Genomic DNA, 13,173 nt, shown 5'->3' on the forward strand with positions numbered 1-13,173 from the left:
GGAGAGTTTTATGAGCGATTCATCGTCCCATAACCCGGATGCGAAAGACGCATCGGTTGAAGGTGTCAAACTGCGCTCCGCCGAGTGGTTCGGTCGCGCCGACAAGAACGGCTTCATGTACCGGAGCTGGATGAAGAACCAGGGCATTCCGGACCATGAGTTTGCGGGCAAGCCGATCATCGGCATCTGCAATACCTGGTCGGAGCTTACGCCCTGCAACGCCCATTTTCGGAAGCTTGCCGAGCACGTGAAGAAAGGCGTGCTGGAAGCGGGAGGGTACCCGGTGGAGTTCCCGGTGTTCTCCAACGGCGAGTCCAACCTGCGGCCCACGGCAATGTTTACCCGCAATCTCGCGAGCATGGACGTCGAAGAGGCGATCCGCGGCAATCCGATTGACGGGGTCGTGCTGCTGGTCGGTTGCGACAAGACGACGCCGGCGCTGTTGATGGGCGCGGCGAGCTGTGATGTCCCGGCCATCGTCGTCACGGGCGGGCCAATGCTCAATGGCAAGCACAAAGGCAAGGATATCGGATCGGGTACCGTTGTCTGGCAACTCTCCGAAGAGGTCAAGGCCGGCAAGATCACGATGCACGATTTCATGGCCGCCGAGGCGGGCATGTCGCGTTCCGCGGGGACCTGCAACACGATGGGAACTGCTTCCACCATGGCCTGCATGGCCGAGTCTCTCGGTGTCTCGCTGCCGCACAATGCCGCCATTCCCGCCGTGGACTCCCGTCGTCACGTGCTGGCGCACCTCTCCGGTAACCGCATTGTCGACATGGTCAGAGAGGACCTGAAACTCTCCCGAATCCTGACGAAGGAAGCCTTCGAGAACGCTATCCGTACCAACGCTGCCATTGGGGGGTCCACCAACGCGGTCATTCACCTCAAGGCGATCGCCGGACGTATGGGGGTGGAGCTCAGTCTGGACGACTGGACGCGAGTGGGCCGGGGAACGCCGACCATCGTCGATTTGCAGCCTTCCGGGCGCTATCTCATGGAAGAGTTTTACTACGCCGGCGGGCTGCCTGCGGTGCTGCGCCGGCTGGGAGAGGCGAACCGTCTTCCCCACCCGAATGCGTTGACCGCCAATGGTCGCACGCTGTGGGAGAACGTTCAGGATGCTCCTCTCTACAACGCCGACGTGATTCGTCCGCTGGAAGACCCGCTGCGGGAAGATGGGGGGATGTGCGTACTGCGTGGCAACCTCGCGCCGAATGGGGCGGTGCTCAAGCCTTCGGCGGCGAAGGCCGAGCTGATGAAGCACCGCGGTCGTGCCGTGGTGTTCGAGAACCTTGACGACTACAAGGCGCGCATCAACGACCCCGAGCTCGACGTCGAGCCCGATGACATCCTGGTGATGAAGCACTGCGGACCCCGCGGCTATCACGGCATGGCCGAGGTCGGGAACATGGGCTTGCCGCCTAAGATTCTCGAGCAGGGGATCACCGACATGGTGCGCATTTCCGACGCCAGAATGAGCGGCACGGCCTACGGCACGGTCGTGCTTCACGTGGCGCCGGAAGCGGCGGCTGGCGGACCGCTGGCTGCGGTACAGAATGGCGATTACATCTCCCTCGATTGCGATACCGGCTCGCTGGAGCTCGAAGTGGACGCCGCGGAAATTGCCCGGCGTCTGGAGCAGGCCGACCCGACTGCGGAATCGACCAAGATCGCCAGCACCGGTGGCTATCGTCAGCTCTATATCGAGCGCGTGCTGCAGGCCGACGAGGGTTGTGATTTCGACTTCCTGGTCGGCTGCCGAGGCGCCGAGGTGCCAAGACACTCCCACTGAAACAGAGCAAGCGAGGAAGCCGCGCAAGGGCGTCAGTGGACCCCTTGCGCGATTGACACCCACGCCATCACGCCACTCTCCACCAATGACAGCACGTCAATAACACAACAGGAGACGCTCAATGTACGCCACGCCACTCATTCTCTCGCCGCCTCGACTGTCCGAACCTGTTGTTGGCTCGCCGCTCGGTTGAGCAGGTCCAACCCCCTTCATCGGGCGACCATGATGTCGCCCTGGTCGGTGCGCGTGTTCCAAGGAGAGCCTCTATGCGCATTCGCAGGTTGCTACAGCGAGAGTCCCGAATCAGCCTTGTCAGCGATCGCCACCCGCCCTGTATCGGGTTAAGGGAGAGGGCGGTCTTACCCGGAGTCCATGAAGTGAATCATTCAGGGCTCCCCCTCCCGCAGTCGATCGACTTTCGCACCGCCGTCTCTCACGTCGACAGCATCAGTGTTGTCGTCGAGAGCCTCAGCGGTGCTGTCGAGAGCCTCAGCGATGTCGTCAAAAGTATCAGCGGTGTTGTCGAGAGCGGACTTGTGGCGGAGAGAAGAGGCGTGTCGCTCCCTGCGCCACGGTGTCTCGACGGGACCGGAGGAGGTGGCTCATGACTGGCGTGACGCTCAGTGACGTCGAGAAGTCATTCGGCGAGACCACCATCATCGATCACGTCTCCCTGGAGATCGATCACGGCGATTTCGCTGTCTTTGTCGGACCTTCGGGGTGTGGGAAGTCGACCCTGCTGCGAATGATTGCCGGCCTGGAGGAGACCAGCGGCGGCACGATCGAAATCGAAGGGCGCGATGTGACCGAGGTGGAGCCCGCTCACCGTGAGGTGGCGATGGTCTTTCAGTCCTACGCGCTTTATCCGCACCTCAGTGTGTTCGACAACATGGCGTTCAGTCTGCGCCTGGCGCGGGTGCCGAAGACGCAGATCAAGGCGCAAGTCGAAGAGGCTGCGCGGATCCTGAAATTGGGCAAGGAGCTGCACAAAAAGCCCTCCCAGCTATCCGGCGGGCAACGCCAGCGGGTGGCGATCGGTCGAGCGATTGTCCGCAAACCCAAGGTGTTTCTCTTCGATGAGCCGCTCTCCAACCTGGATGCCGAGCTCCGGGTCCAGATGCGCCTTGAGCTCTCCCGCCTCCATCGGCAGCTTGGCTCGACAATGATCTATGTCACCCACGATCAGGTCGAGGCGATGACCCTGGCTGACAAGATATTCGTGCTTCGGGATGGCGTCGTACAGCAGTCGGGCACGCCACTGGCGCTCTACGACGACCCGGATAATCGCTTCGTGGCCGGCTTCATCGGCTCACCTGCCATGAATTTTCTCGATGCCACCGTGGTTGAGGTCACTCCCACGGGGATCGTCGCCACCATTGGCGAGGGGAGTGAACAGACGCTTGCGGCCGGACTCGACACCGCCACGCTGGGTAAGGGCGATGCCGTCACGCTGGGCGTGCGGCCTGAGCACCTGCAGTTTCGTGCGGTAGCTGACGTCGAGGTGGCAGGCGAAAGCCGGCGAGACGTGGGTGTCAGGACCCGGGTCGAAATGACCGAGAACCTGGGCGGTGTTGCCTACCTCTATACGCGGATGGAAGACGGCCAGGAGGTCGTCATCGAGCGTCGAGGCGAGCGTCAGACACAGCGTCAGGAGAGCATCACCTTTACCGCCGACGCCGGCCACGTACTGGTGTTCGATCAGCAGGGGCAGCGCTTGCGCTAGTGCCATGGGCTGACGCAGCGCCGTTCGACTGGGGTTGGGATTGACGACACGAGGGGAGAAGAAAAATGAAACGACTCACATCACTGGTACTCGCCACGGCGACCTTCGCCGCGGCGCTGCCCGCCATGGCGCAGACAGAGGTCGTCTGGTGGGACTTCTTCGTCGGTGGCGATGGTCAGCGGATGAAAGCGCTGATCAGCCAGTTCAATGAAGAGCATCCTGATATCAACATCGACGCCACCTCCTCGGAGTGGGGGGTGCCGTTCTACACGAAGGTACGGACGGCGGCGGCCGTCGGTCAGGGACCGGATATCGTCAGCTACCACCTGTCGCGGGTGCCACTGGCGCTCTCGGAAGGAATACTGACGCCCATCAGCGACAGCGATCTGGCTCAGGCAGGATTGAGCCGCGATGATTTCTTCGAGCGGTCCGTCAGTGCGGCCTCCGATGACCAGGGGACGCTCTACGCCGTGCCTTTCGATATCCACTCGATCATCCTCTATTACAACAAGCGTTATTTCGAGGGCACCGAGTATCTGGATGAGGACGGCAAGCTCACCGGCATCGACAGCCTGGACGATCTGAACGCGGCGCTGGCCGTGGCCAAGGCAAATGGCTCTGAGACACCACTCTCCTATCAGACCGGCGGCCCCGGTGGTATCTGGCGCGTCTTCTACACGCTACTCAGCCAGCAGGGGGGAGAGCTCATCGTGGATGGCGAGGTACTGCCTGGCGATAACTTCGACAAGGCCGTGCGCGCGATCTCCATCATGCAGAACTGGGGAAATGAGCAGTATCAGCCCGAGCACGCCGAGTACGAGGCTTCCGTCGCGCTGTTCACCTCCGGGCGCTCGGCCATGTTCCTCAACGGTGTCTGGGAGGTGCCGACCCTGGTCGACATGCAGGAGGCCGGCAATCTGGGGTTCGAGTGGGGCGCGGCCACAGTGCCCACGCTACTGGAAGAGGACGCCGTCTGGGCGGATAGCCACGCCTTTGCGATACCGGTGCAGGGTGATGAGCCGATGTCGGACGACAAGCGGTCGGCAGTCATGACAGTGATTGGCTGGATGGAGAGCCATTCGCTCGACTGGGCGGCAGCAGGCCACATCCCTGCCTATCTTCCGGTTGCCGAAAGCGACGCCTTTACCGAGATGGAACCCAACGCCACCTATGCCTCGCTGGCCGACGAAGCGGTTTACGACCCGCGCTCGCCCATCGCTGGCGTCGCCTCCCCGGTCTATGACACCGCGCTCAATGTGATCGCACCGGCCATCCACGGCTTTCTCGATCCGGAACAGGCCGCCGAGCACATGCAGCAGGAGCTTCAGGCGCTGATGGACTAGCTGCCCGGCCAACAACCACGACAAGATGCTAGGCCCCGCGGCTGGGAAAGCGGTCTTCGCCCGGTCGCGGGGCACGCAAGGGAGTTCCTCTAGTGGCTACGATCACCCATCGGCGCAACCATATCGTGGTGGCGATAACGCTCATTGCGCCCTTCGTGCTTATCTTTGGGCTGGTTTTTCTCTATCCCACGCTCCGCATGATAGAGCTCAGTTTCACCAATGCACCGCTGATCGGCGCCGGTGAGTGGGTGGGCCTGGATAACTACCGGCAGCTATTCAGCGACAACCTGTTCTACACCTCGCTCAAGAACAACGGCTACTTCGTGCTGTTGACCGTGGTGCCCACGACCGTGATCGCGCTGGCGATCGCGCTGGCGGTCAATCGCCTGTCAGGACGGATGCAGGCGTTCGTGCTGGCCATTTTCTTTCTCCCCTACATCCTGCCGGTATCGGTGGTGACGCAGATCTGGGCGTGGATGCTCGATTTCCAGTTCGGCATTCTCCAACCGCTGCTCGAGTGGGTGACGGGGCGACCGGTGGCGGTGTTCAAACACCCTGCGTGGGTGATGCCCACGGTGGCGGCCATCACGATCTGGTGGACCAACGGCTTTAACGTGCTGCTGTTCATCGCCGGGTTACGCAACATCTCGACGGATCTTTACGAGGCCGCCGCATTGGACGGTGCCACGCGACGTCAACTCTTCACGAAAATCACTTGGCCGCTGCTGTGGCCGGTTACCGCACTGGTGCTGACGCTGCAGTTGATTCTTCAGCTCAAGCTGTTTGACCAGGTCTATCTGTTGAGCGGCGGAGGGCCTTTCAACTCCTCCTACGTGCTGTTGATGATGGTCTATCGCGAGGCGTTTCAGCTCAATCACGGTGGCTACGCCTCGGCGGTGGCGCTGGTGCTGTTCGTCATCATCATGGTGGTCTCCGTACTGCAATTTCAGCTTCTGAAAATCAGGAGGCGTTAATGGCAATGATCAAAGCCGGCCGTGCGCAGACGCGCCCAACCGCCGCCAAATGGGTCAAAGTCGGCAGTAGCGTCAGGCGGCGCCGGATCGAGCGTCGTCTGCTCCTGATGCTGACATTGCTGGCGGCCATTATCTGGATCTTCCCGCTCTACTGGGCGCTGGTCACGTCGCTGCGAAGCGAAGACCATGTGGTGAGCGACAATGCCGGGCTCTTGCCCGACATGTTCAACCTTGCCGCCTACCAGGATGCGCTGTTCAACTCGAATCTGTTGACCTGGTACGTCAACTCCATTGGCACGTCGCTGATCATCACTGTTCTGGTGCTGATTTCGGGCATGATGTGCGCCTATGCGTTGTCGCAAATGCGCTTTCCCGGCCGTCGGACGCTCTATGGCGTCGTGCTGGCGAGCTTCATGATCCCCTCGCAGGCGTTGGTCGTCACTCAATTCGTGCTGATGAGTGACATGGGGCTTGTGAATAGCTGGGCGGGAATTATCCTGCCGCAATTGATCGTTCCCGTGGTCATCATTGTCTACAAGCAGTTCTTCGATGCCGTGCCCAGCGAAATGCGCGAAGCCGTGTTGCTGGATGGCGGCAACGAGTACACGCTGCTGTTCAAGATCTACCTCCCGCTCAACTGGGGAATCACCTCCGCGCTGGCCATCATCACTTTCATCATGGCCTGGAACCAGTTCTTCTGGCCCTTCCTGGTCACCACGTCCGAGAGCATGATGACCATTCCGGTGGGGATCACCCAGGTGCGCGACACCTTCGGGGTCAACTACGCGCGAGTCATGGCGGTGGCGCTACTCGGCGCGGCACCGGTGGCAATCGCCTATCTGCTCTTCCAGAAAAAAGTGACCGAGGCGGTGATGATCTCCTCGGGGGTCAAAGGATGATGCGCCGCCACCCGGCGCGAGTCGTCAGTCGGCTAACGGCGCGCCTTCGGGTCAGGATCGCTCGATGTCTCGCGCTGGCAGCGATCACCGCTGTCGGCGCCACGCACCTGGCCGCCATGGCGGCGGATGCGCCCGAAGTGAGTATCCATGACCCGGTGATGGCGGAAGAGAACGGCACCTACTACCTGTTTTCGACAGGCCCCGGTGTCCCGATCTATCGGTCCACGGATCGGCAGCACTGGCAGCGCAACGGCCGTGTCTTCGATACCGAGCCGGACTGGGCGCGCCGGGTCATTCCCGACTTTGCCGGGCACTTATGGGCGCCGGATATCATCGCGCGTGGAGGGAGGTTCTACCTTTACTACTCGGTGTCGGCGTTCGGCCGCAACACCTCAGCCATCGGTGTGGCGACCAACGCGACGCTGGACGCCACCAGCCCCGACTACCAGTGGCAAGATCAGGGGGTCGTGCTGCAGTCCGTGCCGCATCGTGACCTGTGGAACGCCATTGACCCGCACGTCATTCTCGATGAGCAGGGCACGCCCTGGATGAGCTTTGGTTCTTTCTGGGGGGGGATCAAGCTGGTCCGGCTGGCCGACAACATGACGGAGCTGGCCGAGCCGCCACAGTGGTATTCACTGGCCAAGCGTGAGCGTCCCGCGTTCACGCCGGACGACCATGCCGGCCCTGCCGAGATCGAGGCCCCGTTCATCTTCCACCACGGCGATTTCTACTATCTCTTTGTCTCCTACGGCAAATGTTGCCGGGGTGCCGAGAGCACCTACCACCTTGCCGTCGGTCGTTCAGCCGAGCTCCAGGGCCCTTATGTCGACCGGCAGGGCGAAGACATGGTTACGGGGGGTGGGTCGGTCATCCTGGAAGGTGACGACGATTGGTATGGCGTGGGCCACAGTAGTCTCTATCGCTTCGGTGGCCGGGACTACCTGGTGTTTCATGCCTACGATGCCGCCGACGAGGGGTTGCAGAAGCTGAAAATCGCGGGAGTGGGCTGGTCGGATGGTTGGCCCTCTGTTGAGGCGTCGGCGCTGGAAGATTATCGAAGCGAGCTGATGGAAGCCGAGTAGCGCTGCGACTCGACGCGTCGTCCGGTGGCAGTCGGCGTCGCCAGTCGAGCACCGGTCATCCCATCTTCTCGTTGAGGAGACGACCCCCGGCCTGCCTTGAGTGACCCACCCGACCGTAAGGAGGGGTGGACGCGTCTCACCAGGGTCTCCGGCGCCGCTCCACGGCGTCGAAGGACCGCTTTCGAGAGGGGATTCAAGGCGCGGTGGTGAGCGATGGCTTGCCGAAGCGCGGGAATCCCTCGCTATCCCAGGTGAACGGCTTAATGAAAGTATGCCGGTTAGGGTCCCACAGCGGGTCGCCCTCTATCTCGGTGTACGTGCGTGCATGGTAGACGAGGATGTCAGTCTCGCCATCTTCGGCCACCGTGAAGCTGTTGTGACCTGGACCGAAGATCGAGCGCGACGGGTCGCTGACGAAAACGGGCTCGGCGGATTTATGCCAATTGGCCGCATTGAGCAGGTCCGTATGCGCGTCGGCCCAGATCAGCCCCATGCAGTAGTTTTCATCGGTGGCGCTGGCAGAGTAGGTGATCAGCACACGGCCGTGGCGGATGAGGACGGCCGGTCCTTCATTGACCAGAAAGCCCCGTGTCTCCCATTCGAACTCTGGAATCGTCAGGCAAACGGGTGGCGTGGCCAGCGTTTCGGGTGTCTCCATTCGCGCAATGTAGAGATTCGAATTGCCTGCAATCGCCGGATCCTTCTGTGCCCATACGTAATAGAGCACGCCATCGTGGTTAAAGGTGGTGGCGTCGAGGCAGAAGCTATCCATGCCGGTGTCGATCGACTTGGGCTCGCTCCAATCGCCCTGAGCGGGATCGTCAGAGGCGTTGTGGATCACGTACATCCGGTGCTGGAAGAGCCCGTCTCGAATCTCGCGACTCGGCGCTGCGGCGAAATAGATGTACCAGACGCCCTCATGGCGGTGTAGCTCGGGCGCCCATATCAGCTCGCTGAGCACGCCGTGTTCGGGCTTGGTCCAGAGCGTCGTTGGCGTTGCCGTCGCGAGCGCCGAGAGCGAATCGGCGCTGCGCAGCTCCAGCCGGTCATAGGCGGGGACCGAGGCGATAAAGTGATAGCGCTCTCCCTGCTTATGAATGAACGGGTCGGCGCGCTGCTCGATCAACGGGCGAATCGTCTGTTCCATAGCGCTCTCCAGGTTGTCATGTTGGATAGAAACGTCGTGTGTCGGTCGCCGCGGGCGAGCGCTCACGGCCGATAAGGGCAATGGCACCTCGCGGTGGTGCTTTTCGTCACTCGCCCGTGAGTGTCGCGGTCACCCGACGTGCACCGCCGTGCTGGCGATGCTCACCCAGCCAGATGCCCTGCCAGGTGCCACTCAACAGTCGTCCACGCTCCACGGCCAGCGTGAGCTCGGTGCCGAAGAGGCTCGCCAGCACGTGGGCGGGCATGTCGTCCGGTCCTTCTAAGGTGTGGCGCATGCCGGCAAGATTGGCCGGCGCCAGCTTCTCGGCAAATAACGTCATGTCGTGCCGCACGTCGGGGTCGGCGTTTTCATTGAGAGTCAGCGACGCCGACGTGTGCATGAGCTGGAGATGGAGCAGGCCGGTCTGCACGTTCTTCACTTCGGGAACGGCGGCGAGAATCTCGTCGGTGACGAGATGAAAGCCCTGTCGATACGGCTTCAGACTGAACTGTTGGCGATGCCACATTTGGCGGCTCCATATTCGGTAGCGTGAGTCATGAACGAGCGTGTCACTCCGACAGCGCGATCGCGGGGGCACGAGATTCGGAGGGCAGCGCATCGCGTAAGCCCGACGGCGCTTCGAGCATCGCGGGGCGCGAGTGTGATGCCGACAGCAGGTAGTCCAGCTTGGCGACCCACGCTTCGGTCGACCGTGAATCGGTCTGTGCAATGATCGTCCGGCGCTGCAGGCAGCGCCACAGCGAGAGCATGACGAAGAGTGTCTGTCGGTTCTCGGCCGAGACAGCAAGGTCGCCCCGAGAGCCGTGCGTTTCGGTAAGCACGCGAGCGTACTCCTCTTCGAAACGCTGACGCAGGTCGTCGAACCGCGTCAATGGCGTGTGCGAGAACAGCTTGGCGAGGAAATCGCCACCGTCGAAACCCAGTCGGCCGACCTTCACTTCGCTCCAGTCGAGCAGATAGAGACGTTGATCGTCATCCACGAGCATGTTCTTGGCGGCGTAGTCGAGATGAGAGATGCAGCGCCGGGACCGGGTCGCGCGGCGCAGACGGCGCTGCAACGCCGGCGCCAGAATGCGCAGCTGCGATGAGAGCCGCTGGCGCGTGGCGGGTGAAATATCCGCTAACTCGAGATTGCCAATGAAGCGTTGAAAGTTGAGTCGCGTATGACGCAGGTAGGGCCAGCGAAAGAAGTCCATCAGCCAGAAGTCCAGGCCACTACCCGGTGGCGGGCTGGCGATATACCGTGACGAGACCGCTTCGAGTTCGGCGATGCCGGCCGCTGCATCCTGCAGTAGCTTGCCGCGCACCGGGCGCACACCGTCGATGAACTCGGAATAGACCGCTGAATGTCGCGGCGTCTCGACGACCTTGAGCAGTGTTGGGTAGCTGATCTTGCGGCATGACGCGAGCATGGCGTAATGACGATAGAACCGCGCTTCGCGGCTGCGATAAAGCAGCGGCTTGCGCAGCGATTTCTCGACGACTTCCCAGGTCGCGCTGGATTCGTGCCTGGCGAGCGTGTGGTGGCGAACGTAGTTGACACCAGCCCCGTTGGAAGGGAGTTCCCGGGTGAAACGCGCACCGCCACCCTCGAGGGGGAGGGGTAGCCGATCCGGTGACGGTCGAGGTCGGGAGTAAGCGTTGTTGTAAGCCTTCATGCGTTGTTATGACTATCCGGGCAGTAGATGGGGCGCTGGCGCTAGCGCTGTCGGGTCGTCGTGACCCCGGGTATGCCAGCTGGAAACTGGCGATGGCCACCTTCCTGACAATCACAAAAGCGTAGCGACTGGCAGCGAATAGGCCAATAGCGATTCATCATTCCTAGCGGAGTCTCGCCGGCTGTCCGGGCGCGGTTTGGCGTGCGCATTACCTATGACGACACGGGTCGACCGACGCCTCAGTCCGAGGCGTGGTGAGCATTTGCCGATTGCTGGGGGCTGGCGTGATCCCAAGACCAAAGTTCGGTTGTGCGACCCAGAAGAGGTATGTCTGGATGCAGTGAGCTGTGAGGCCATGCACGACAGTGCCTGGGTCGATGTCCGCCGCCCACCCCGTCGGGAGAATCGCCATGAAACCAATGCGGCTTTACATGTTCCAGACAGGCACGCTCCAGTGTCGCCGCTGCAATATCAGCATGAATGCGGGGCTTGAAGATTACGAGATTCCCGTGCCCTGGTACCTGATCACCCACCCGAGAGGGTATGTGGTCATCGATGGCGGCTGCGCCGTGGAGTGTGCGTCGGACGCTGAGGCCCATTGGGGCGCTATCACGCAGGTCTACCGGCCGGTCATGCGAGAGGAGGAGGGGTGTGTCCAGGCGCTTGAGGCGATGGGTATCGCACCGGAAGACGTTCGCTATGTGCTTCATAGCCACCTGCACCTCGACCATACCGGGGCAACCGGTCGCTTTCCCAACGCCGTTCATGTTGTCCGTCGGCGGGAGTACGAGTACGCCATGGCGCCTGACTGGTTTGCCGCCGGCGGGTACATCCGCAAGGACTTCGATCGCCCGGGGCTCACATGGCAATTTCTCGACGATAACGAGGATGGTCATGACCTGTTCGGCGACGGCTCGATCCGTTTTATTTACACGCCTGGCCACGCGCCCGGCCACGCCAGCTTTCTGGTAGACCTCGAAGAGACCGGTCCGGTTCTGCTTGCCGTGGACGCGGCCTACACCATGGATCACTGGAACGAGAAGGCGTTGCCGGGCTTTCTGGCGTCGACGGTCGAGGCTGTCCGTTCGGTGCAGAAGTTGCATGCGCTAGCCCGCAAGACGCAGGCAATGGTCGTGACCGGTCACGACCCCGAGGCGTGGCCGACGTTCCGCCACGCCCCTGACTATTACAGCTGACACCCCGGCGACAGTCGCCACCGCCATCCCCCATCACCTTCAGGGAGAGAGTTAATGAAAATTCGTGCCGCCGTGATTCATGAGATGGAGCGTTCCAGACCTTACAGCGAGTCGCTGCCGCTATCGATTGAAGAGGTCGAACTAGACCCGCCCGGCGCTGGCGAGGTTCTGGTCAAGATTCGCGCGGCGGGGCTCTGCCATTCTGACCTGTCGACCATCAACGGCGATCGTCCACGCCCGCTGCCCATGGTACTGGGCCATGAGGCTGCGGGTGAGGTCGTGGAGGTGGGAACTGGCGTCAGCGATCTGGCGCCGGGCGATCACGTGGTGTTCTCCTTCGCGCCCAGCTGTGGCGGTTGTGCATCCTGCCTATCCGGGCGGGCAGCGCTCTGCGCGCCGGGGCAGGTGGCCAATACCGCCGGTCATCTACTGAGTGGAGACATCCGCCTGCATCAGGACGGTCAAACGGTCTATCACCATATCGGCGTGTCCGGGTTCGCCGAGTACGCGGTGGCGTCAAGACGCTCGCTGACCAAGATCGATCCCGAGTTACCGTTTCATATCGCGGCGCTTTTTGGCTGCGCGGTGCTCACCGGCGTGGGGGCGGTAGTTCACACCGCCGGGTTGCGACTCGGCCAGTCCGTCCTGGTGGTCGGGCTCGGCGGCGTCGGCCTGGCCGCGGTAATGGGCGCCATTGGCGGTGGCGCCAAACATGTCATCGCGGCGGATATTGCCGACGACAAACTCGAGACCGCCCGGGCCTTGGGCGCCACCCATATCGTCAACAGTGGCGATCCGGATGCGATCCAGCAGGTGCGAGAGATCACGGGGGGTGGCGTCGATATCGCCGCCGAATTCGCGGGGGTCTCAAAGGCTCTGGAGTTTGCCTATGAATGCACGGCGCGAGGCGGCACGACCGTGACGTCAGGCTTACCGCACCCCGACGTCCGCTTTGCCATCAGCCCGACGCGGATGGTCGCTGAGGAACGCACGTTGAAGGGCTCTTACCTGGGCGGGCACGTGCCGTCGCTGGACGTACCGGAGTACATCGCCCTCTATCAGTCCGGTCGACTGCCGGTTGATCGATTGCTGACCCATCGTCTACGCCTCGATGAGATCAATCTCGGCTTCGAGCGTCTGGCCAAAGGCGAAGCGATCCGACAGGTCATCGAGTTCGACTGAATGGCGTTGCGCCAAACGCCGCGGTCCGTGTGGCGCTGAATCGCGCCATGCTGAATCGCGCCATGCTGAATCGCGCCATGCTGAATCGCGCCATGCTGAATCGCGCCATGCTGGTGATCGACTGCTAGCCTTGTGAGGGCCCAGGGCGCG

At 62.1% G+C, this 13,173-nt stretch carries 11 protein-coding genes; 8 read left to right on the top strand and 3 right to left on the bottom strand.

Features of this window, described 5'->3' with window-relative positions:
• Positions 1 to 10 precede the first annotated feature (10 nt).
• The 6 genes from DOM41_RS12220 to DOM41_RS12250 all read left to right on the top strand — a co-directional run bounded on the left by DOM41_RS12220 (position 11) and on the right by DOM41_RS12250 (position 7,819).
• A complete protein-coding gene (locus DOM41_RS12220; protein WP_110687150.1) occupies positions 11 to 1,795 on the top strand; it encodes an IlvD/Edd family dehydratase in 1,785 nt (594 codons plus the stop codon).
• A gap of 604 nt (positions 1,796 to 2,399) precedes the next feature.
• On the top strand, positions 2,400 to 3,518 hold the full coding sequence (locus DOM41_RS12230) for an ABC transporter ATP-binding protein (protein ID WP_110687152.1): 1,119 nt from the start codon (positions 2,400 to 2,402) through the stop codon (positions 3,516 to 3,518).
• Positions 3,519 to 3,583: 65 nt separating this feature from the next.
• Positions 3,584 to 4,861, top strand: a complete 1,278-nt coding sequence (locus DOM41_RS12235; RefSeq protein WP_110687153.1) for an extracellular solute-binding protein — start codon at positions 3,584 to 3,586, stop codon at positions 4,859 to 4,861.
• Positions 4,862 to 4,953: 92 nt separating this feature from the next.
• Entirely contained in the window at positions 4,954 to 5,835 is an 882-nt protein-coding gene (locus tag DOM41_RS12240) for a carbohydrate ABC transporter permease (RefSeq protein ID WP_110687154.1), read from the top strand.
• Positions 5,835 to 6,734 (top strand): carbohydrate ABC transporter permease, encoded by a 900-nt coding sequence (locus DOM41_RS12245; RefSeq protein WP_223160988.1) that lies wholly within the window; start codon positions 5,835 to 5,837, stop codon positions 6,732 to 6,734. Before DOM41_RS12240 ends, DOM41_RS12245 begins: the two co-directional genes overlap by 1 nt.
• Positions 6,731 to 7,819 (top strand): arabinan endo-1,5-alpha-L-arabinosidase, encoded by a 1,089-nt coding sequence (locus DOM41_RS12250; RefSeq protein ID WP_223160989.1) that lies wholly within the window; start codon positions 6,731 to 6,733, stop codon positions 7,817 to 7,819. The genes DOM41_RS12245 and DOM41_RS12250 overlap by 4 nt, the downstream gene beginning before the upstream one ends.
• Before the next feature lie 193 nt (positions 7,820 to 8,012).
• Here DOM41_RS12250 and DOM41_RS12255 read toward each other — a convergent pair whose 3' ends face one another.
• The 3 genes from DOM41_RS12255 to DOM41_RS12265 form a co-directional block, all read right to left on the bottom strand.
• Complete coding sequence (locus tag DOM41_RS12255) at positions 8,013 to 8,966, bottom strand: glycoside hydrolase family 43 protein (protein ID WP_110687155.1); 954 nt, start codon at positions 8,964 to 8,966, stop codon at positions 8,013 to 8,015.
• Positions 8,967 to 9,072: 106 nt separating this feature from the next.
• On the bottom strand, positions 9,073 to 9,492 hold the full coding sequence (locus DOM41_RS12260) for a secondary thiamine-phosphate synthase enzyme YjbQ (RefSeq protein ID WP_110687156.1): 420 nt from the start codon (positions 9,490 to 9,492) through the stop codon (positions 9,073 to 9,075).
• 43 nt (positions 9,493 to 9,535) lie between these two features.
• Positions 9,536 to 10,645, bottom strand: a complete 1,110-nt coding sequence (locus DOM41_RS12265; RefSeq protein WP_110687157.1) for a phosphotransferase — start codon at positions 10,643 to 10,645, stop codon at positions 9,536 to 9,538.
• A gap of 410 nt (positions 10,646 to 11,055) precedes the next feature.
• Between DOM41_RS12265 and attM the strand changes: the two genes are divergently transcribed.
• Both attM and DOM41_RS12275 read left to right on the top strand, forming a co-directional pair.
• Complete coding sequence (gene attM / locus DOM41_RS12270) at positions 11,056 to 11,841, top strand: AttM family quorum-quenching N-acyl homoserine lactonase (protein WP_110687158.1); 786 nt, start codon at positions 11,056 to 11,058, stop codon at positions 11,839 to 11,841.
• A gap of 54 nt (positions 11,842 to 11,895) precedes the next feature.
• A complete protein-coding gene (locus tag DOM41_RS12275; protein ID WP_110687159.1) occupies positions 11,896 to 13,023 on the top strand; it encodes a zinc-dependent alcohol dehydrogenase family protein in 1,128 nt (375 codons plus the stop codon).
• The last annotated feature ends 150 nt before the right edge of the window (positions 13,024 to 13,173 follow it).

It is taken from the genome of Salinicola aestuarinus (assembly GCF_003206645.1).
Taxonomy (GTDB): domain Bacteria; phylum Pseudomonadota; class Gammaproteobacteria; order Pseudomonadales; family Halomonadaceae; genus Salinicola; species Salinicola aestuarinus.

Bases quoted from the DNA above. Each gene is read 5' to 3' on its own strand.
- DOM41_RS12255 (WP_110687155.1), bottom strand. From the start codon at position 8,966: ATGGAACAGACGATTCGCCCGTTGATCGAGCAGCGCGCCGACCCGTTC.
- DOM41_RS12235 (WP_110687153.1), top strand. From the start codon at position 3,584: ATGAAACGACTCACATCACTGGTACTCGCCACGGCGACCTTCGCCGCG.
- DOM41_RS12250 (WP_223160989.1), top strand. From the start codon at position 6,731: ATGATGCGCCGCCACCCGGCGCGAGTCGTCAGTCGGCTAACGGCGCGC.
- DOM41_RS12220 (WP_110687150.1), top strand. From the start codon at position 11: ATGAGCGATTCATCGTCCCATAACCCGGATGCGAAAGACGCATCGGTT.
- DOM41_RS12265 (WP_110687157.1), bottom strand. From the start codon at position 10,645: ATGAAGGCTTACAACAACGCTTACTCCCGACCTCGACCGTCACCGGAT.
- DOM41_RS12260 (WP_110687156.1), bottom strand. From the start codon at position 9,492: ATGTGGCATCGCCAACAGTTCAGTCTGAAGCCGTATCGACAGGGCTTT.
- DOM41_RS12245 (WP_223160988.1), top strand. From the start codon at position 5,835: ATGGCAATGATCAAAGCCGGCCGTGCGCAGACGCGCCCAACCGCCGCC.
- attM (WP_110687158.1), top strand. From the start codon at position 11,056: ATGAAACCAATGCGGCTTTACATGTTCCAGACAGGCACGCTCCAGTGT.
- DOM41_RS12275 (WP_110687159.1), top strand. From the start codon at position 11,896: ATGAAAATTCGTGCCGCCGTGATTCATGAGATGGAGCGTTCCAGACCT.
- DOM41_RS12230 (WP_110687152.1), top strand. From the start codon at position 2,400: ATGACTGGCGTGACGCTCAGTGACGTCGAGAAGTCATTCGGCGAGACC.